This is a genomic window from Bradyrhizobium sp. KB893862 SZCCT0404 (genome assembly GCF_018130885.1).
GTDB lineage: Bacteria > Pseudomonadota > Alphaproteobacteria > Rhizobiales > Xanthobacteraceae > Bradyrhizobium > Bradyrhizobium stylosanthis.
Map to the genome: position 1 here is coordinate 31,772 of NZ_JAFCLT010000008.1, position 16,710 is coordinate 48,481.

Genomic DNA, 16,710 nt, shown 5'->3' on the forward strand with positions numbered 1-16,710 from the left:
AGCTCAGCCGATCTGGATTTTGGTGTCGGAAACGAACTGGTACGGCGGCACCGGCAGGTTCGCGGGCGCGGGCCCCTGGCGGATGCGGCCGGACGAATCGTACTGCGAACCATGGCAGGGGCAGAAGAACCCGTCGTAGTTGCCTTCATGAGCGATCGGGATGCAGCCGAGATGGGTGCAGATGCCGATCACGACCAGCCACTGCTCATGGCCGGCCTTGACCCGGGCCTCGTCGGTCTGCGGATCGGGCAGGCTCGCCACGTTGACGGCGCGCGCCTCGTCGATCTGCTTCTTGGTGCGGTGGCTGATGTAGATCGGCTTGCCGCGCCAGAACACCTTGATGTCCTGCCCCTCGGCGACCGGGCTGAGATCGACCTCGATCGGCGCACCGGCGGCGATGGTCGAGGCATCCGGATTCATTTGAGAGATAAAGGGCCAGAGCGCAGCCGCGCCCCCTACTGCTGCAGCTGCCCCCGTTGCAACGAATAAGAAATCACGGCGTGTCGGATGGTCCGCCGAAGACGCTGTCGTCACGATTCCAACCCTTTCTTCTTATGCTGCCGGCGGAACCGCTCCAGGAGCCCCCCAAAGGTCCCCGGAACAGAGCTGCCGGCGCCCGCGGCCCCCCGCGGCGGCAGAACTTCGCTTGTCCCCACCAGAATAGGGCGAAAACAGCAGTCCAGAATCGTTCTATTGGCACCCTTGCCGGGCGAGCGCAAGCCCGCTAACGGCGGGGAAGCGTGCAATGCACGAATTCCCGGGCCTGCGATGTTTTATTGAGACATTTCCGGCCCTCAACCACCCCGCCGATGCCCATGCAGATCGCACTTTTCCAGCCCGACATCCCCCAGAACACCGGCACGATTCTCAGGCTCTGCGCCTGCTTGGGGCTGGCTGCCCATATCATCGAGCCGGCAGGGTTCCCGGTCTCCGACCGGCATTTCCGCCGGGCGGGAATGGACTACCTCGACCACGTCAGCATCACCCGCCATGTGTCCTGGACGACCTTCGAGGAATGGCGCGCGGCACAGGGCTACCGGCTGCTGCTGTTCACCACCAAAGGCGCCACCGATTACCGCGATTTTCATTACCAGACGTCGGACATCCTGCTATTCGGACGCGAGAGCGCCGGCGTCACCGACGCTGTGGTCGAGGCCGCCGACGCGCGGCTGGTGATCCCGATCAATGCGGGGCTGCGGTCGCTCAATGTCGCCATGACCGCGGCGATGGCTGCAGGCGAGGCGCTGCGGCAGATCCGGAACCCGGCAAGTCCGATAGTTTGAGGAGAGACCATTGAGTTACGCGGTCAAGGAGATCTTCCTGACCCTGCAAGGCGAAGGCGCCCATGCGGGACGCGCCTCCGTGTTCTGCCGCTTTGCCGGCTGCAACCTCTGGAGCGGCCGCGAGGCCGACCGCGCCGAGGCGACCTGCAAGTTCTGCGACACGGATTTCGTCGGCACCGACGGCACGCTCGGCGGCCGCTACGCGTCGGCTGCGGAACTCGCCGACACCATCGCCGCACAATGGACCGCCTCCACCGCCAACCGCTACGTGGTGCTGACCGGCGGCGAGCCGCTGCTCCAGGTCGACGACGCCCTGATCGCGGCGCTGCATGCGCGCGGCTTCGAGATCGGGGTCGAGACCAACGGCACGATCGCGGCGCCCGAAGGGCTCGACTGGATCTGCGTCAGCCCCAAGGGCGGCAGCGAGCTGGTGCTGCGCCGCGGCCACGAGCTGAAGCTGGTCTACCCGCAGGCGCTCGCCGCGCCCGAGACCTTCGAGGGCCTCGCCTTCGAGCGCTTCTCGCTGCAGCCGATGGACGGCCCCGAGGTCGCCGAGAACACCGCGCGGGCGATCGACTACTGCCTGCAGCATCCGCAATGGCGGCTCAGTGTGCAGACGCATAAATCGCTCGGCATCAGATAGGGATTGGGTTTTCGAACAGATGTGGGAATTGACGAAATCGTTCCGCTTCGAGGCGGCGCACTCGCTGTCGGGGACGACCTTTGGCCCGGCGAGCGAAGAGATCCACGGCCACTCCTTCCGCGCCGAGGTGACGGTGCGCGGCACGCCCGATCCCGACACCGGCATGGTGGTCGACCTCGGCCTGCTCCAGCGCGCCATCGAGGACGTGCGCCTGACGCTCGACCACAAGTTTCTCAACAAGATCGAGGCGCTGGGCAAGCCGACGCTGGAAAACCTGTCGCGCTTCGTCTGGGAGCGCCTGGCACATATCGGCAAGCTGACCCGCGTCAGCATCCACCGCGACAGTTGCAACGAGAGCTGCACCTATTACGGTCCGCAAGGCTAGTTACGACCTCGGTCTCGTAGGGTGGGCAAAGCGGAGCGTGCCCACCATTCGAGACGACGGCGAGAGATGGAGGGCACGGCGCAAGGGCGCCTTTGCCCACCCTATGTGAGATGTGGAATGCAGATGGACGCCTCGACAATCGAAGACCGCAAGTCCCGCGCCCGCGCCTGGTTTGAAACCTTGCGCGACGACATCTGCGCGAGCTTCGAACGGCTCGAGGACGACGCGCCGCAAGGTCTCTATCCGCTCGAGGCCGGCCGCTTCAAGCGCACGCCCTGGCAGCGCACCGACCACACGGGCGCGGCGGGCGGCGGCGGCGTGATGTCGATGATGTCCGGCCGCCTGTTCGAAAAGGTCGGCGTGCACTGCTCGACCGTGCACGGCGAGTTCGCGCCCGAGTTTCGCGCGCAGATCCCGGGCGCGGCGGAAGACCCGCGGTTCTGGGCCTCCGGCATCTCGCTGATCGCGCATCTGCGCAATCCGCACGTGCCGGCCGTGCACATGAACACGCGCTTCGTCGTCACCACAAAAGCCTGGTTCGGCGGCGGCGCCGATCTCACGCCGGTGCTCGACCGCCGGCGTACGCAGGACGATGCCGACACCCTCGCCTTCCACGCCGCGATGAAGGGCGCCTGCGAGCAGCCCAACGGCATTGCCGACTACGACAAGTACAGGAAATGGTGCGACGAGTATTTCTACCTGCCGCACCGCAAGGAGGCGCGCGGCATCGGCGGCATCTTCTACGACTGGCACGACAGCGGCGACTGGGACGCCGACCTCGCCTTCACCAAGGATGTCGGCCGCGCCTTCCTGAAGATCTATCCTGACATCGTCCGGCGCAATTTCGCCAGCGCCTGGACGGAAGCCGACCGCGAGGAGCAACTGATCCGGCGCGGGCGCTATGTCGAGTTCAACCTGCTCTACGACCGCGGCACCATCTTCGGGCTCAAGACCGGCGGCAATGTGGACTCCATCCTGTCGTCGCTGCCGCCGGAGGTGAAATGGCCATGAGCGCAATCAAGCAACTGCCGCGCGCCATGCTGATCGACATGGACGACACCATCCTGTCGGCCTATGGCCGGCCGGAGATCGCCTGGAACACGATCGCGGAAGAATTCGCCGAGGAACTCGCGCCGTTGCCGCCGGCGCAGGTCGCAACCACGGTGCTCGCCTATGCGCGGCAGTTCTGGTCGACCGCGGGAGCGGAGTGGCGCATGAAGCTTGGCGAGGCGCGGCGGCTCACGGTGCGCGGCGGCTTTGCGACGCTTGCCGCCGAAGGCCACCGCGCCCTGCCCGACGACCTCGCCAACCGGCTCGCCGACCGCTTCACCACCTACCGCGAGGAAGCGATCTTCGTTTTCCCCGGCGCGCATGATGCGATCGACGCCTTCAGGGCGCGCGGCGTCAAGCTCGCGCTGGTCACCAACGGCGCCGCCGACATGCAGCGCGCCAAGGTCGAACGCTTCGAGCTGACCCATCGCTTCGATCACATCCAGATCGAGGGCGAGCACGGCTTCGGCAAGCCGGAGGAGCGCGCCTATCTGCACGCCATGGAGGCGCTCGGCGTCACGCCTGCGGAGACCTGGATGATCGGCGACAATCTGGAATGGGAAGTCGTGACGCCGCAGCGCCTCGGCATCTACGCGATCTGGATCGACGTCCATGGCGACGGCCTGCCCGAAGGCTCGGCCGTCAAGCCCGACCGCATCATCCGCTCGCTGACCGAGCTGGTGCCGGGGCCGGTCTAAATCAAAACTTCGAAAACAACCCCATGCACAGTAGAGCGCTGCTGCAAGATCAAGGGGTTACGGATTTTACGAAACCCGTTTGCGCCGTCGGGCAAAACAGGGGCATAATGCCATCCTCGCCGGGCTTGCGAGCGGCCATTTTGTGAGCGGCCCTCGCCTGCTTCCATCCTTCGAGACGCCCGCTGACGCGGGCTCCTCAGGATGAGGTCGTGTGCTGCGGCGGGATATCAAACCCTCATGGCGACAAGCCTGCCGATCGATGATCCCGCATCGCCGCGGCCGTAAGGCACGTCCGGCGACCTTCCTACGGTCGTGTGCGATCGGCTTTCCGCCGTCCGTTTTCAGCGTGTCATGACCGCCTGCTAGCTTCCGCGCCGCGTCGATCAACCGAAAGGACAATCCATGGAATTGAAAGCCGGCGATGTCGTGATGCTGAAATCCGGCGGGCAGCCGCTGACCGTCGCGGAGATCAAGGAGGAGGAAGTGCTCTGCGTCTGGATGGGCATGGAAGGCGACCTGTTCCGCGAGACGCTGCCGCTCGCCACCCTCGCGCGCGTCGAAGAAGAGGACGACGAAGACGAGGATGAAGACGAAGACGAGGACGACGAATAGGCGCACCCCAAGCCGCATCCTTGCCGAAGCATTCCGCTTTTGAACTCCCGATGTCCGCTGCTCTGCGGTAGCAGCGCAATAGCGGACATCGCCGGATGTCGAAGGACCAAGATTAGAACACGCCGGCAGGCATTCCACGCGAAACTCAGGGCAGACATCTTGCTGTCCACTCCGCCTGCGAGCTGCGAAGCGCAATGCGGCGCGTCCTGCCACCGCTGCCGCTAGGTTCGCGGCGTTGGCTGCGGCGACGGTGTTGCGGCGGGCTGCTGCGATGACGGAGCAGGAGCTTGCTGCTGAGTCGTGACCGGCTGCTGATCGCCGCCGCCATGTGGAACACACGTTCCCACATTGCTCAACAACCGCTTGGCTTCAATTTCACGAGCCTTCTTGTAGTCCCTGCGCCTGTCGATCCCTGCCGCGGCCATGCGATCCCATGCGTCGAAGGCGTCGGCATAGTGCTGTCGCATCTGCTGTTCAGCGGCAAGACACTCGCTGAACTTGTCGAACACCAGATCCGTGTTGATGGGCGAGACGCCTCCGACCAGGACCACCAGCATCCACTTCATGGCTTCTACCTACGTTCGCACCCGCTGACCGGGAACGACGAGGGAGCGGCAAAGTTCCGAACCGAGACTCTCCGAGCATACTGGTCTCTCGGCTCGCCCAAACCATGCTGTCGAGAGCAAAGCCGATCGGGAGGCCGTCGATGCTCTTCATGTTCTTCAGGCGCAAGTACTTGCGCAAATCGTCGACGCCCTGCGCCACCCGGTCGTGCCCGATCTCAGCGGACGGCTGGAGTAGGCGTTCCCGGGGACGCAGACAGGGCGTGAACGCCATCGGGATTCAATGAAATCAGCGGCAGGAAGTTGACTGCGGCCGAAGCGCTTGTCACTCGCGCGTGCCGATTATCCAGTATGTACCATTGGCCCTCGATAAAGGCTGCCAGGACAGCGTGATCCAGGCCGGCGTCGCGGTCGCGGCCCAATATGATTGCAAGCTCATCGCGCGAGGTGCCCGCTTCGAGAAGCGCAACATATTTCGCGATGGCGTAATCCTCGCAATCGCCCTTGGCGGTTGCGAAGGTCGCAAGCGGCGGTGTCCATCGATCGATTTCACCGTGCTGGACAATGTCCCTGACGTAACGGATGGCGAGATTGACGCCCTGATTGGCCTCTTCGAGTCTGTCGCGGCCGGACTTCGATCTGACGGCATTGACGAGGCGCAGGAATTGCGCGGCATTCGAGGGACATCGCGATGCGTCGGCACGGCAGCGTTGGAGAACGCTACGATCGTTGTCGATGCCGGCTTCGAGGGCGCGCCATTTGCGCGACAGCATGCCCTCGGGAGCCCGCAATGCGAGGGCGCCGAACGGCTCGTGACCTGCATCCCCTGATCCGGACACGACGGGGCGCCCTTCAGTCACGACCTGCGCAGAAGCGGACGGCGTCTGACTGACGGCATCGCCGTGGAGGCTGCGCTCGCGGTCGCGCGCCGCAAGCACCTCGTTGATGGTGAAAGTGAAACGGGGGTCGACGGACTCGCCGGCCTGCGGCCGCAATAGGTCATTCGTGTTGACGCTAGCCTGCTGGCCAGATGAGGGAGATATCGACGCAAGCATCGAAGCGATGAGAGCAATGGCCGGCGCGAGCAAGCGCAGCCGCAGGATGAGGTGCGGCATGGCGTCCCCAGGGTGAACCCAGCTAGCTGATCGTTCGATCACTCCGAGCCGCGCATTGAAGCGGGGCATCGTGACCGGAACCGTTCCGTTGATGGCAAGGAGTCTGCCTCAGCTTATTCAACCTAAGCTAGACGAGAAGGTTCCGGGCGCGCGTCGAAATTCTATTCAACCTGCGAGGTCTCCGAAGGTCGTCGCCTTCGGCCGCACCAGAAGGACAGCTCGCTGATGGAAAGACAGGCCGGCTGAAACGGCCCTTGCTTCGTCGTCCTGACCCGCCCCTCATCGTCGGCGAGCGCTTCGTAAGCCGGCGGATGGGGCGCGCGCTACCCTATGACGCGGGCTACTGCTTCGCCCCTTCGGCGGCAGCCGTGGCCATATATTTCGAATAGAATTCGGCAACCCGCGCGCGCCACATTCCGACGAATGCTCCGGATGTCAGCTTGTCGACCGACTTCCACGCCTGCTTGACGGCCGGGAGAGTATTCCGCCAGATCGCACGCTTGCACCATTTCTCGCCTTTTTCCCGGCCCTCGCCGGTGGCGCACATGGATTTCCAGGCGATGCGATCGGGCTGGCTGATGTGCTCGGCGGCACCTTCCCAGCCCTGTTGATGGATCAGGTAGAGATCGCTCAAGGTCGGCTTCTGGTGCGTCACCCACTCGAACAGCACACCTTCTGTGATGACCTTGTAGGCCGCCGCAACGGCGTTGTCGCGGGGACTGCGGATCTGCCCCGACCCGAACTTGCTGAACTCGTATTCGCTCAGCTGGAACAGGCCGATATACGAGCCGGTGCGTTGCTTGGGATCGAAGCCGGACTCGATCTTCGCGACCGCCTTCATGAAATGGAAATCGAGGCCGAAGGCATCGGCCGCGCGCTTGATCTCCTCGATCGGCGTTCCCACCACAGTGTCCTTGAGCGACTTCAAGACCGTCTCGGCCGGCTTCTCGGCAGGCGGAGATTCGGACCACACGTAATAGATGAGATACCGGAAGTCCTGGCTCGCCGGTGCGGGGCTGGACGCATCATCGAATGCACCGGGCATTGCCGGCGCCGGCTGCGCGGTATCACGGTGCTCCAATGCTTCCGATGTCGTCGCGGCGGAGTCGTCATCGATCTTGGCTTGGGCCATCACTGACAGACCGGAAGCCTGCCCGGGCGCCGCGCCAAGCGTTGCTCCAGGCTGTGCTTCAGGTCGCGCAGGCATCTCCGATACGGCGGCGGAGGACGAAGGCGCAACAGGCGTCTCGGCGCTCACGGCCCCCGTGGCACCGGGCACGCTCGCCCCTGGCGTGCTTGCGCCGGCCTCATGAAGCATCCCCGTGAATGCAATGACACCCACGATGCAGGCAGCCTGCAAGGCTTTCATTGCCCCCAACTCCGCGGCAGGGTTCCCGAAGGAAGGCTACTCCCATATTCCCCGCCGTCCAAGGCGGGACGGCCGCGCTGACGCTTAACCGAAGCTCGCTGTTACCGAAATGAGACATCTTTATCGCCGCACCGCCGTCGTCCCCAGCGGTACGCCCATGCCGCACGAGGTCTGGCTAGAAGAACCCAGCGCTGAGATCCAAACCTGATGTCAGCGACAACAGCCACACGAACAGGATGGCACCGCACAGCAGCGCGGTCTGCTTGAGCAGCTCGGCCCGCAGCGACGATACGGGAAACGCCCGCATGAGAGCGTTTGCGATGACGGCAGCGACGAGAGCCCGCATGACGGCTTCCAGCGGACTACCGGCCTGCCATCGAGCGACGCGCGTCCCGCACGAGCTCGCGCATCTGCCGCCGATGTCTGCGAGCGTCTTCGATCTCCCAAAAGGTCCAGACGAAGCACGCTCCAAGGCAGACTGAGATCGCAACGAGCAGGAATGCCTGATCGGCGGCGCTCTTGATCATGAAATGTCCAATGCAAATCGAATTTCAAAACGAACGAAATGCGTTGAAGAACGCTCCGGTCAGGGAACGTTGACGTCCGGCATCGGAGCGGTGGGGCGGATCGAGACCTCGGCCGGCTGCAGCAGCGCAAAGGCTGCCAGCACGATCAAAGCGGCGCATGGCAGCGTGATGAAAAAGCCGGGAAACCATCGCCTCTTCGCGTCGCCGGGCGTGTCGAGCCGGCGCGCGCCCATTGCTGTGCGCATCGTTGATCTATCTCAATATCGCTACGGTGAGAGGACCGATCCTCCCAGCACCCAGGCCGACTATGGCGTCACGCGATACGCCTGAAAACTACCTAGAAAGGTGGCCTGCCGTCGCTTATGAATGTTCGCGCGGGTCGCGATCCGCACATGCTTTGGTAATGAGATGCACCTCTCCACGGATCCCACCAATCCGCACAATCAAGAAATCTACGCACTCTGGGATCAACTCGCCGACTTCTCGGTCGGCAATGGCGATGCCGCGCTGACGCACCTGCTGTCCGCACTGTGCACGATGTTGTCGGCACGCAATGCGCTATGGGGCGTGCTGGTGCGGTTGCCGTCGCCGAAGCGGGCCGATCCCCTGCTCGGCTGGCGTCCGCGCCTCGTCCGGGTGCTGGACCCGATACCGGCCGTCGCAGCGTCCGTGCAGAAGCAGTACGACAAGCTCTGGTCCGACAACGTCGATTTGTCCCAGATCATCTCCATGGCGGGAGACGAGCCGTTCCGCGTCCGCCTGCTGTTCGAAGCGCTGCCGCCGGCATGGTTCGAGGGCGAGCACTATCGGCGGCACTATCTGGACGTCGGCTTCGCCGACAGCATTTCCGTGCGCATTGCGCTCAATGACGACGTGAGGGTTCGCCTGTTCGTGTTTCGCGATGCGCAGGCCCCCCGCTTCACGGCGCAGGACGCCCAGCTTCTGGGCTTCGTGATGCGCGGCTTGAGATGGTTTCAACGGCAGCAACTGCTCAGCCACGGCCTGCTCATCGCCAACGCGTCCCTGACGCCCGCCGAACGCAAGGTGCTGCTCGCCCTGCTCGACGGGCACACGGAAAAGCAGATCGCGCAGAAGCTCGACCAGAGTCCGAACACCACCCACTTCCACGTCAAGTCGATCTACGGCAAGTTCGGCGTCAGCAATCGCGCGACGCTCACCGCGCTGTGGCTCGGCAAGCTGCGATAGCGAACTGCGGCCGCGGTCTCATGGTGATCCGGCCGGGGCTTCCAGCGTCCTCACTCGATCACTTCGTCGATGCGGGCGAGAAGTGCCACTCGTCTCGGGCTCGGAAAACTACGTTTGCGAATACTCGCGCCGGCGAGTTTCGCGCCGCATCTGAGCGATCAGGAATTCACGTGACCGTGCTTGCGGTGAGCCGGCACCTTCGTCGCGTCAAGCGCCTCGCATCAGCAATTGGACCGGTTAATTGCGAAATCATACACCGGCCTGCCATCCGGCGACACGTAGACCAGATGTAGCGTGACGCCGCGGAATATTTCCGTACGAAACGTGGGACAAAAATAGTCCTTCTGGACGCCCTCGTGGTGAGCGCGATCTGCAAGCATGGCATTCATCGCGGCCGCGTCTCGTATTGTATAGCTTTCCTCGACCACGCCGTCGTGGGCGGCCGCCTGGTCAAGACGAAACCATCCACTCGGCCGTGCTTTTCGTGCCTCCTCGACGCTGGCGACTTTCCTGGCCAGTTCCACAAGCGTGGCAGGATCAGCGGGCTCCAGCTTCGGCAACACCTCGCACACGGACATATCGATCCTGTAGTCGAGCGGCTCGCTGCCATCGGAGGGCGTCAGGATTTCGTGGATCACGACGCCCTGCGCCATCGCGGCCATATTGCGTTCGGTGCAATAGCGCGTGGCTTTGGTTACGCGGACCCGCTCGCTGTTGAAGCCATTCCTGAAGACTGAAAAGAGGGACGGATCTCTTGTCACCCACCTCAATTCCACGATCTGATCGTGGGACGTCGCGGATTCAAACGCGACCGGTGTGTTGGGCGGCATCCTGGTCCCGCGCACGTCCATCTCATGCGCGATCTCTGCAGCCAGTCGCTCGGCAAGTCTTGGCCGCTGACTGTCGGCGGTTTGGCTTTTGACCTCGGCCCCGCCGGCCATCGCGACGACGAGCACGAAGAAGAATATCGGGCGTAATCCGATCATGACTTGCCCCACAGCTTGTAGTTGAGGAAATGACTAAAGTGTCAGCAGAAGTCAAGCTTGTCGCGATTGTGCCGGCATCATCTAAGCGATCAGTTGCTTCGCCGCCGCGGAGATCATCACCAGCCCGCCGGTGATCACGGCGACATCGAGGATCGCGGCGTGGATATGCACCGGCATCCGCTCGACGAAGGCCTTGGCGAGGAAGGCGCCGGGGATCGCGATGCCGCCGATCAGGAGCGCGAAGGCGAGCACCTGCGCGGTCACCGCGCCGGCGAGGCCGAATACGGAGATCTTGATGAGGCCTGTGCCGAGCGAGATCAGCGCGTCGGTGGCGATCACGGCGGCGCCCTCGAGGCCCGCGGCCATCAGCAGCGAGAGCAGGATCACGCCCGATCCCGACGTGCCGCCGACCAGCACGCCGTAGCCCACCGAGCCGGCAGCAAGACCGGTATCGCCGATCCTGACCTGGCGCCGTCGCAGCACGCGGCGCAGCGGCACGCTCAGGATCAGCATGCTGCCGATCACCAGCGCGGCGCCGGCATTGGTGAGGCGCGTATAGCCGTAGGCGCCGAGCGCGGTCGTCAGCGCCGCGCAGGCGAGCACGATCAGCGCACGGCGGCGGTCGGCATAGCGGAGATAGGCAACAGCACGGCTCGCATTGGTCAGCATCGCCGAGATCGCGATGATCGGCACCACCGGCTCGGCGCCGACCAGCGGCACCAGCACCAGCGGCATCAGCGCGCCGGTGCCGTAGCCGGCGAGACCACCGATGATCGAAGCAAACAACGCCATCAACGCGACCAGCAGGAGCTGAAAAATCGAGATGTCGGCGAAGCCTGAGACGATGGTCACGTTTTCCCGTCGCGGCTGACGCGTGCCGCAGCTTGATCGGCGATGGAAGCGAGCGCGGCTTCCTCTAGGGGAAAATCCGCCGCAAGCCAAGCGTCCTCGGCCAGTGTCAACACATATTGAGCGGTTGATGATCGCAGGCGGGTCTGCGCCTTGCGATCACTCCTGCAATCAGAACCGAACAGGCTCTAGAAGCGATAGTTGAGGCCGACGCGCGCGGTGCTGAAGGTGGCGCGGCCGACATTGGCGCTGATCGAGGCCGGCGTATCGCCGGGAATGAAGACCGCCAGAGCCGTTTCGGTGATTTTCTTCCCGGCAAGGCTTACATATAGATATTCGGCCTTGAGGGTCGTGCGCTCTCCGAGAGCGTATTCAAATCCACCGCCCACGGTCCATCCCGCAGTGACGTCGCGCGACACGCCGGAAAAGCAGGTGGCACCGCTCGCGCATGTGAAGCCGCTGTTGTCGGGCAGTCCATTGGCTGTGAAACCGACGGTACTGTTGTTGATGTAGCTTCCGCTGCGCGTGACCTGGCCATAGGCCAGACCACCGGTGACATAGGTCAACAGCGTGCTGGTCGGCAGGTAGCCGAGGCGGGCCCGCACCGTGCCGAACCAGTCGACCCGCTCGTCAAAGGGTGCCGAGTATGGGCCTGGAATGGGCACTGGGGGCATGACACCGGAACTGATGCCTGAGCCTTTGATGCCGGACCAGTTGAAATCGGCCTCAAGGCCGACAAGCCAGACCGTGCCGAGCTGTCGGTTGTAGCCGAACTGCAGTCCGCCGAACGCACCCGACGTCTTGAACGACGCTGCTGGCGGGATGCCCCCAAAAACAGACCAGAGACGGGTCGCGTCATCGTTCGGGGCAAAACTCAGGTCGCGATCGGCCCAGCCGTAGCCAACGTTCACACCGGCGTAAAATCCGGTCCAGTCATAGACGGGGACGGGCTTTGCCTTCACCGGCAGGTCGGCAGCCGACGCCGGCGACAGCATCATGGCCGAAACGACAGATCCGGCCGCGATCAATTTTCTCATGCTTGGCATTCCCAGCGAGTCCCTCGTTCGGAATCACTACCGGGTCGCGCCCGGGTCGTCTTGTCCGCGAAGGTGCCGGAGTTGATCGAAACGGCACGGCAGCGGGATCGCCGCTGAATGTTGTTTGGGCGCAACGGTCGGCAGCCGCAGACTTGACCTGTCCGGCGCTGAACTTGACCTGAGATGCACGACTGTCCGCTTTTGCGGCAGCTTGGTGGAAAGGGAGGTGGATGCCTTTCGCGCGGCGATCATGATACGAGTGGAACCGGCGCGCGAGGATTTTGGACGGATATGCCTAAGATTGAATTTTCATCGGACCAGCTTCCATCACATCTGAATGACAGAGCCCGATTCCGCCTTTGGCACGACATATGGATGGAGCAGCTCGGCAATGCGGACATGAAGCATGCCGAGGACCAGCCATTCTACACCGCGTCGACGAATGTTCTGCTCGGCGAGTTGAGCGTCAGCCGGTTTGCCACGACGACGGGGCATTACGTGCGCACGCGCAAGCACGTGACCAATGATCGCGACGATATTCTCGTCGGCTTTTATCGCAGCCCTCAGCCGCAATTGTGGACGGTGGGAAACCAGGGCGTCGAGCTGAAACAGGGAAGCGTGGTCGCCTTCAACGTCGCCCAACCGGTCTCGAGCTTCACGAACGGCCTCACGGCCTGGAATCTGGCGTCCATACCTCGTGCGCAAATTCTGAAGCTCGTTCCGCATGCCGACAACCGTCCGGCCACGTTGCTCGACCCGGCCAATCCGGCGGTACGACATCTCGAGCGCACCATCGATTTTCTCCTCGATGCCGACGAGGTCTGCGAAGACCAGGCGTTGACACGTCACGCGCAAGCCATGCTCGGGGATTTGATCGTGCTGGCACTCGGCGCGCGCGGTGAGGTCGCGGAGGTTGCGGCGGAACGCGGCTTGCGCGCCGCGCGGCAGCGCGAGCTGACCGCGATCATCGAAAAGCGCTTCGCCGAACCGTCCCTGTCGATCACGACCATCGCGGATGCCCTTCATCTGTCGCGTCGCTATGCAAGCGATTTGCTGCTCGAAGGCGGCGCGACATTCTCGGAGCGCGTCCTCGAACTGCGCCTGCAGAAGGCACGGGCGATGCTGTCGGACGTTCGCTACGACGACACGAAGGTGAGTGACATCGCTTTCGCCTGCGGCTTCAATGAAGTGACCTACTTCAATCGCCGCTTCCGCGCTCACTTCGGCTGCTCACCGACGCAATATCGCATGGGAACGAACCACAGCGACCCATAATCGGATTTTCCGCCGGGCGCGGACCCGACGCTCTGCGCAAGTCTGCAAACAACACCATCAACTGTCGGCGAAGCCTGAAGCGATGGTCACGTTTTCCCGTCGCGGCTGACACGTGTCGCAGCTTGATCGGCGATGGAAGCGAGCGCGGCTTGCTCCAGGGGAAAATCCGCCGCAAGCCAAGCGTCCTCGGCGAGCGTCAACACATGTCCGAGCGCGGGCCCTTCGGCGAGACCGCGCGCGATGAAGTCGGCGGCCTTCAGCGGGAACTTCGGCGCAGTCCAGCGCTGCGGCAGCCCGGCGAGCGCGCGCCAGCGCGGCGAATGCACCTCGCCCGCGGCCCGCGCCCAGCCGAGCAACGCGCGATCGTGATAGCGCTCGGGGCCGAGCCGGTAGAGCAAGCGCCGTGCATGGGCCTCGTCCATGGCGGCGAAGCGCCACCAGCGATGGCCCATCGAATCCAGCGCCTTGGCCTCGGCATTGGAGAGCCGCAGGCGTGTCGCGACGCGCTTGGCATCTTCCGTGACGGCCACCGTCAGGGCGGCGAGGCGCCGCGTGGCGCTGGCGGACAGACCGAGCTCGCGCTCGATCACGATCATCGCTTCGAGCGGCCCGGTATAGGCGACGCCGCCGATCAGCGCCTGCAGCAATCCGCCATCGGCCATCGCCAGCGCGGCCGCGGAGGCGCCGCCTGCGACCAGCAGCTTCAGCATCTCCATGCGCACGCGCTCGGCCGACAGGCTGGCGAGCCCCGCGCGGCCGCGGATGCAGGCGAGAGAGCCGTCGCGGTCGGGCTCGCCGGCGCCGAAGGCGGCGTGGATGCGGAAGAAGCGCAGGATGCGCAAATAATCCTCGGCGATGCGCTGGTCGGGATCGCCGATGAAGCGGACGCGACGCGCCCTGGCGTCCGCGATCCCGCCGACATAGTCGTGCACGATCCCTGCCGCATCGACCGACAGGCCGTTCATGGTGAAGTCGCGCCGCTCGGCGTCCTTGACCCAGTCGCGGCCGAACGCGACCTTCGCCTTGCGGCCGAAGGTCTCGGTGTCCTCGCGCAGCGTCGTGACCTCGTAAGGCAGGCTGTCGATGACGAGCGTGACCGTGCCGTGGTCGATGCCGGTCGGCACGCTCTTGATGCCGGCAGCCTTGGCGCGCCGCACGACTTCGTCCGGCAGGGCGGTGGTCGCGATGTCGATGTCGCCGGGCACGAGGCCGAGCAGCGCGTTGCGCACGGCGCCGCCGACCACGCGCGCCTCCTCGCCGTCCGCGTTGAGCAGTTGCAGGACGCGCGCGGTGCCGCCTGCCGTCAACCAGGGCGCATCGGCAAGGATCGGTGCAAGGATCGGCTCCGCGCTCATCGCCCAGCCCCTATTTTTCCGTGCCCGGCACGAACTTGCCGTTGTCGATATGGGCGGGAATGTAGGTCGAATCCGGTCCGCCGCCGGAGAAATGCGCAAGGCCGATCAGGCCGGCGATCACGAGCGCCAGCGCGACCAGGGCGAGGCGGGCGACGATGGTGACCGGCCAGGACGATCGCGCGAACAGGCCGGACCGGGTGGCGGCCAGGAACAGCGCATAGACGGCAAAAGGGATGAGGAAGATTCCGATCTCGGTCAGGACCGGCCGGATCATGACGAGTAGATCCGCTCATACAGCACGCGCAGCATCCCGGCCGTCGCACCCCAGATGTAGCGCTCCGCGAACGGCATGGCGTAGTAGAAGCGCTCCATGCCGCGGAATTCCTTGCTGTGCAGCTGGTGGTTCGCCGGGTCCATCAGGAAGGATAGCGGCACCTCGAACGCGTCATCAACCTCCGAATGGTTGATGGTGAGCGCAAAGCCGGGCCGCACTTTCGCGACCGTCGGCAGGATGCGGAAGCCGAAGCCGGTGCCGTAGAGATCGAGATAGCCGATCGGCTCGACGAAGTCCCTGGACAGGCCGACCTCCTCCTCGGCCTCGCGCAGCGCCGCATCGAGCGGCGACGAGTCGGTCGCGTCGATCTTGCCGCCGGGAAAGGCGATCTGGCCGGCGTGGTCGTTGAGATGGGCCGAGCGCTGCGTCAGCAAAATGGTCGGCTCGGGATGGTCGACCACCGCGATGAGCACCGCCGCGGGGCGCACCGGCTGCTCGCGCGCGATGATCTCCAGCATCTTGTCGGTGCCGGGATCGCCCGAGGCCGGGATGATGTTGGGGTCGTAGAGGCCGGGCGGCACGTCGAAGCCGAGCCGGGCCCGCGAGCGGGCGAAGAAATCCGCCGCGCCGGTCGTAACGGGGTCGCTCTTCAGAATAGGCTTGTTCAAAGCGCGGCCCTCACCTGCTCCGCGTCGGCCATGGCGAAGAATTCGCCGGCCGACTCGACGCCGAACATCGGCTGGCCATCGACCATCCGCTCCTCGCCCATGTCAACCAGATCGTAGTAGAGCGCGCGGGTCACCTTGGCCCAGAGATCGGCGCGGACGTGCAGATACGGCGTCAGCCCGCCGTCCGCCGCCTGCTCGAAGCGCAGCCGGTGCGCGGCGTCGCAGGTCACCCAGTCGTCGACATTGGTGCGGAAGCTCAGCACGCGATGGTTGTCCTCGCCCGCCTTGAGCATTTCGACCGCCATGAACGGCGCGTCGTCGACGCGGATGCCGACCTTCTCCACCGGCGTCACGAGGAAATGCTTGTCACCCTCGCGCTTCAGGATGGTCGAGAACAGGCGCACGAGGGCGTGACGCCCGATTGGCGTCCCCATGTAGAACCAAGTACCGTCGGACGCGATTCGGATGTCGAGATCGCCGCAAAACGGCGGATTCCACAGATGCACCGGAGGCAGGCCCTTTTTGGCGCCTTCGGCACCGGCAGCACTTCTGGCGGCGGCAGTCAGCCCCTCGAGACCACGATCGGCGCTCTGCCCTTGGTTCGCCATGGTTTGCCCTGACTTTGTCATTTGGCACGGATGTCGTTTGGCACGATTGGTGCAGGTCTACGTTGTATGCCGGTGGACGGTTCCACCCCGGATTTATCCGGTGTGGGAGGTCGCCACTTCGTGATGCCGTACATAACCCGAAGCCGATAAGGTGGGGATAGGTTAATTCAACGAATACATGGCCTTCCTGCAAGTCTAGCATAGGCC

21 protein-coding genes are annotated in these 16,710 nt (G+C 64.4%); 8 read left to right on the forward strand and 13 right to left on the reverse strand.

From position 1 onward, the window contains the following. Positions 1-3: 3 nt before the first annotated feature. Positions 4-534, reverse strand: a complete 531-nt coding sequence (gene petA, locus JQ617_RS27730; RefSeq protein WP_063692057.1) for a ubiquinol-cytochrome c reductase iron-sulfur subunit — start codon at positions 532-534, stop codon at positions 4-6. 281 nt (positions 535-815) lie between these two features. Here petA and JQ617_RS27735 point away from each other — a divergent pair, with 281 nt between their 5' ends. The 6 genes from JQ617_RS27735 (at position 816) to JQ617_RS27760 (ending at position 4,671) form a co-directional block, all read left to right on the forward strand. Further along, positions 816-1,283, forward strand: a complete 468-nt coding sequence (locus tag JQ617_RS27735; RefSeq protein WP_212029094.1) for a tRNA (cytidine(34)-2'-O)-methyltransferase — start codon at positions 816-818, stop codon at positions 1,281-1,283. A gap of 10 nt (positions 1,284-1,293) precedes the next feature. Beyond that, positions 1,294-1,926: a 7-carboxy-7-deazaguanine synthase gene (gene queE, locus JQ617_RS27740; RefSeq protein ID WP_212029095.1), complete on the forward strand. Its 633-nt coding sequence runs from the start codon at positions 1,294-1,296 to the stop codon at positions 1,924-1,926. A 19-nt stretch (positions 1,927-1,945) separates the two neighbouring features. Further along, on the forward strand, positions 1,946-2,311 hold the full coding sequence (locus JQ617_RS27745; protein ID WP_063692063.1) for a 6-pyruvoyl trahydropterin synthase family protein: 366 nt from the start codon (positions 1,946-1,948) through the stop codon (positions 2,309-2,311). Positions 2,312-2,434: 123 nt separating this feature from the next. Beyond that, positions 2,435-3,322: an oxygen-dependent coproporphyrinogen oxidase gene (gene hemF, locus JQ617_RS27750; RefSeq protein WP_212029096.1), complete on the forward strand. Its 888-nt coding sequence runs from the start codon at positions 2,435-2,437 to the stop codon at positions 3,320-3,322. Next, complete coding sequence (locus tag JQ617_RS27755) at positions 3,313-4,059, forward strand: HAD family hydrolase (RefSeq protein WP_212029097.1); 747 nt, start codon at positions 3,313-3,315, stop codon at positions 4,057-4,059. Before hemF ends, JQ617_RS27755 begins: the two co-directional genes overlap by 10 nt. Before the next feature lie 402 nt (positions 4,060-4,461). Continuing rightward, positions 4,462-4,671 carry a YodC family protein gene (locus JQ617_RS27760; RefSeq protein WP_212029098.1) on the forward strand — a complete coding sequence of 70 codons (210 nt, stop codon included), beginning with the start codon at positions 4,462-4,464 and terminating at the stop codon, positions 4,669-4,671. A 221-nt stretch (positions 4,672-4,892) separates the two neighbouring features. Here the strand turns inward: JQ617_RS27760 and JQ617_RS27765 are convergent, their stop codons facing one another. The 5 genes from JQ617_RS27765 to JQ617_RS27785 all read right to left on the reverse strand — a co-directional run bounded on the left by JQ617_RS27765 (position 4,893) and on the right by JQ617_RS27785 (position 8,490). Further along, positions 4,893-5,237 carry a hypothetical protein gene (locus tag JQ617_RS27765; protein WP_212029099.1) on the reverse strand — a complete coding sequence of 115 codons (345 nt, stop codon included), beginning with the start codon at positions 5,235-5,237 and terminating at the stop codon, positions 4,893-4,895. 215 nt (positions 5,238-5,452) lie between these two features. Continuing rightward, entirely contained in the window at positions 5,453-6,349 is an 897-nt protein-coding gene (locus JQ617_RS27770) for a transglutaminase-like cysteine peptidase (RefSeq protein WP_212029100.1), read from the reverse strand. 340 nt (positions 6,350-6,689) lie between these two features. Next, positions 6,690-7,481, reverse strand: coding sequence for a lysozyme family protein (locus JQ617_RS27775; protein ID WP_249157636.1), 792 nt, complete (start codon positions 7,479-7,481; stop codon positions 6,690-6,692). A gap of 412 nt (positions 7,482-7,893) precedes the next feature. Further along, positions 7,894-8,064, reverse strand: a complete 171-nt coding sequence (locus JQ617_RS27780) for a response regulator (RefSeq protein ID WP_349630655.1) — start codon at positions 8,062-8,064, stop codon at positions 7,894-7,896. A 240-nt stretch (positions 8,065-8,304) separates the two neighbouring features. Further along, positions 8,305-8,490 (reverse strand): hypothetical protein, encoded by a 186-nt coding sequence (locus tag JQ617_RS27785; protein ID WP_212029102.1) that lies wholly within the window; start codon positions 8,488-8,490, stop codon positions 8,305-8,307. A gap of 163 nt (positions 8,491-8,653) precedes the next feature. Between JQ617_RS27785 and JQ617_RS27790 the strand changes: the two genes are divergently transcribed. Then, the gene (locus tag JQ617_RS27790; RefSeq protein ID WP_145667806.1) at positions 8,654-9,451 is read left to right on the forward strand and encodes a helix-turn-helix transcriptional regulator; all 798 of its coding nucleotides are present in this window, start codon (positions 8,654-8,656) and stop codon (positions 9,449-9,451) included. 221 nt (positions 9,452-9,672) lie between these two features. Here JQ617_RS27790 and JQ617_RS27795 read toward each other — a convergent pair whose 3' ends face one another. The 3 genes from JQ617_RS27795 to JQ617_RS27805 all read right to left on the reverse strand — a co-directional run bounded on the left by JQ617_RS27795 (position 9,673) and on the right by JQ617_RS27805 (position 12,323). After that, a complete protein-coding gene (locus JQ617_RS27795; protein WP_212029103.1) occupies positions 9,673-10,437 on the reverse strand; it encodes a hypothetical protein in 765 nt (254 codons plus the stop codon). An 81-nt stretch (positions 10,438-10,518) separates the two neighbouring features. After that, the gene (locus JQ617_RS27800; protein WP_212029104.1) at positions 10,519-11,289 is read right to left on the reverse strand and encodes a sulfite exporter TauE/SafE family protein; all 771 of its coding nucleotides are present in this window, start codon (positions 11,287-11,289) and stop codon (positions 10,519-10,521) included. 185 nt (positions 11,290-11,474) lie between these two features. Then, positions 11,475-12,323 (reverse strand): outer membrane protein, encoded by an 849-nt coding sequence (locus JQ617_RS27805; protein ID WP_212029105.1) that lies wholly within the window; start codon positions 12,321-12,323, stop codon positions 11,475-11,477. A gap of 375 nt (positions 12,324-12,698) precedes the next feature. Here JQ617_RS27805 and JQ617_RS27810 point away from each other — a divergent pair, with 375 nt between their 5' ends. Further along, positions 12,699-13,598 carry an AraC family transcriptional regulator gene (locus tag JQ617_RS27810; RefSeq protein WP_212029106.1) on the forward strand — a complete coding sequence of 300 codons (900 nt, stop codon included), beginning with the start codon at positions 12,699-12,701 and terminating at the stop codon, positions 13,596-13,598. An 86-nt stretch (positions 13,599-13,684) separates the two neighbouring features. Here JQ617_RS27810 and JQ617_RS27815 read toward each other — a convergent pair whose 3' ends face one another. The 4 genes from JQ617_RS27815 to JQ617_RS27830 are packed head-to-tail and all read right to left on the reverse strand — an operon-like array spanning position 13,685 to position 16,503. Continuing rightward, positions 13,685-14,953, reverse strand: coding sequence for a CCA tRNA nucleotidyltransferase (locus JQ617_RS27815; protein ID WP_212029107.1), 1,269 nt, complete (start codon positions 14,951-14,953; stop codon positions 13,685-13,687). A gap of 10 nt (positions 14,954-14,963) precedes the next feature. After that, the gene (locus JQ617_RS27820; protein ID WP_212029108.1) at positions 14,964-15,227 is read right to left on the reverse strand and encodes a DUF6111 family protein; all 264 of its coding nucleotides are present in this window, start codon (positions 15,225-15,227) and stop codon (positions 14,964-14,966) included. Beyond that, on the reverse strand, positions 15,224-15,895 hold the full coding sequence (locus tag JQ617_RS27825) for a CoA pyrophosphatase (protein WP_212029109.1): 672 nt from the start codon (positions 15,893-15,895) through the stop codon (positions 15,224-15,226). The genes JQ617_RS27820 and JQ617_RS27825 overlap by 4 nt, the downstream gene beginning before the upstream one ends. Next, complete coding sequence (locus JQ617_RS27830; protein ID WP_212029110.1) at positions 15,892-16,503, reverse strand: DUF1285 domain-containing protein; 612 nt, start codon at positions 16,501-16,503, stop codon at positions 15,892-15,894. The genes JQ617_RS27825 and JQ617_RS27830 overlap by 4 nt, the downstream gene beginning before the upstream one ends. Between the last annotated feature and the right edge of the window lie 207 nt (positions 16,504-16,710).

Excerpts from the sequence above, each read along its gene's own strand:
- JQ617_RS27805 (WP_212029105.1), bottom strand. The coding sequence starts at position 12,323 with ATGAGAAAATTGATCGCGGCCGGATCTGTCGTTTCGGCCATGATGCTG.
- JQ617_RS27795 (WP_212029103.1), bottom strand. The coding sequence starts at position 10,437 with ATGATCGGATTACGCCCGATATTCTTCTTCGTGCTCGTCGTCGCGATG.
- JQ617_RS27765 (WP_212029099.1), bottom strand. The coding sequence starts at position 5,237 with ATGAAGTGGATGCTGGTGGTCCTGGTCGGAGGCGTCTCGCCCATCAAC.
- JQ617_RS27780 (WP_349630655.1), bottom strand. The coding sequence starts at position 8,064 with ATGCGGGCTCTCGTCGCTGCCGTCATCGCAAACGCTCTCATGCGGGCG.
- JQ617_RS27745 (WP_063692063.1), top strand. The coding sequence starts at position 1,946 with ATGTGGGAATTGACGAAATCGTTCCGCTTCGAGGCGGCGCACTCGCTG.
- JQ617_RS27760 (WP_212029098.1), top strand. The coding sequence starts at position 4,462 with ATGGAATTGAAAGCCGGCGATGTCGTGATGCTGAAATCCGGCGGGCAG.
- JQ617_RS27755 (WP_212029097.1), top strand. The coding sequence starts at position 3,313 with ATGGCCATGAGCGCAATCAAGCAACTGCCGCGCGCCATGCTGATCGAC.
- JQ617_RS27770 (WP_212029100.1), bottom strand. The coding sequence starts at position 6,349 with ATGCCGCACCTCATCCTGCGGCTGCGCTTGCTCGCGCCGGCCATTGCT.
- JQ617_RS27775 (WP_249157636.1), bottom strand. The coding sequence starts at position 7,481 with ATGGCCCAAGCCAAGATCGATGACGACTCCGCCGCGACGACATCGGAA.
- JQ617_RS27810 (WP_212029106.1), top strand. The coding sequence starts at position 12,699 with ATGGAGCAGCTCGGCAATGCGGACATGAAGCATGCCGAGGACCAGCCA.
- JQ617_RS27785 (WP_212029102.1), bottom strand. The coding sequence starts at position 8,490 with ATGCGCACAGCAATGGGCGCGCGCCGGCTCGACACGCCCGGCGACGCG.
- JQ617_RS27790 (WP_145667806.1), top strand. The coding sequence starts at position 8,654 with ATGCACCTCTCCACGGATCCCACCAATCCGCACAATCAAGAAATCTAC.
- JQ617_RS27820 (WP_212029108.1), bottom strand. The coding sequence starts at position 15,227 with ATGATCCGGCCGGTCCTGACCGAGATCGGAATCTTCCTCATCCCTTTT.
- hemF (WP_212029096.1), top strand. The coding sequence starts at position 2,435 with ATGGACGCCTCGACAATCGAAGACCGCAAGTCCCGCGCCCGCGCCTGG.
- JQ617_RS27815 (WP_212029107.1), bottom strand. The coding sequence starts at position 14,953 with ATGAGCGCGGAGCCGATCCTTGCACCGATCCTTGCCGATGCGCCCTGG.
- JQ617_RS27830 (WP_212029110.1), bottom strand. The coding sequence starts at position 16,503 with ATGGCGAACCAAGGGCAGAGCGCCGATCGTGGTCTCGAGGGGCTGACT.
- JQ617_RS27735 (WP_212029094.1), top strand. The coding sequence starts at position 816 with ATGCAGATCGCACTTTTCCAGCCCGACATCCCCCAGAACACCGGCACG.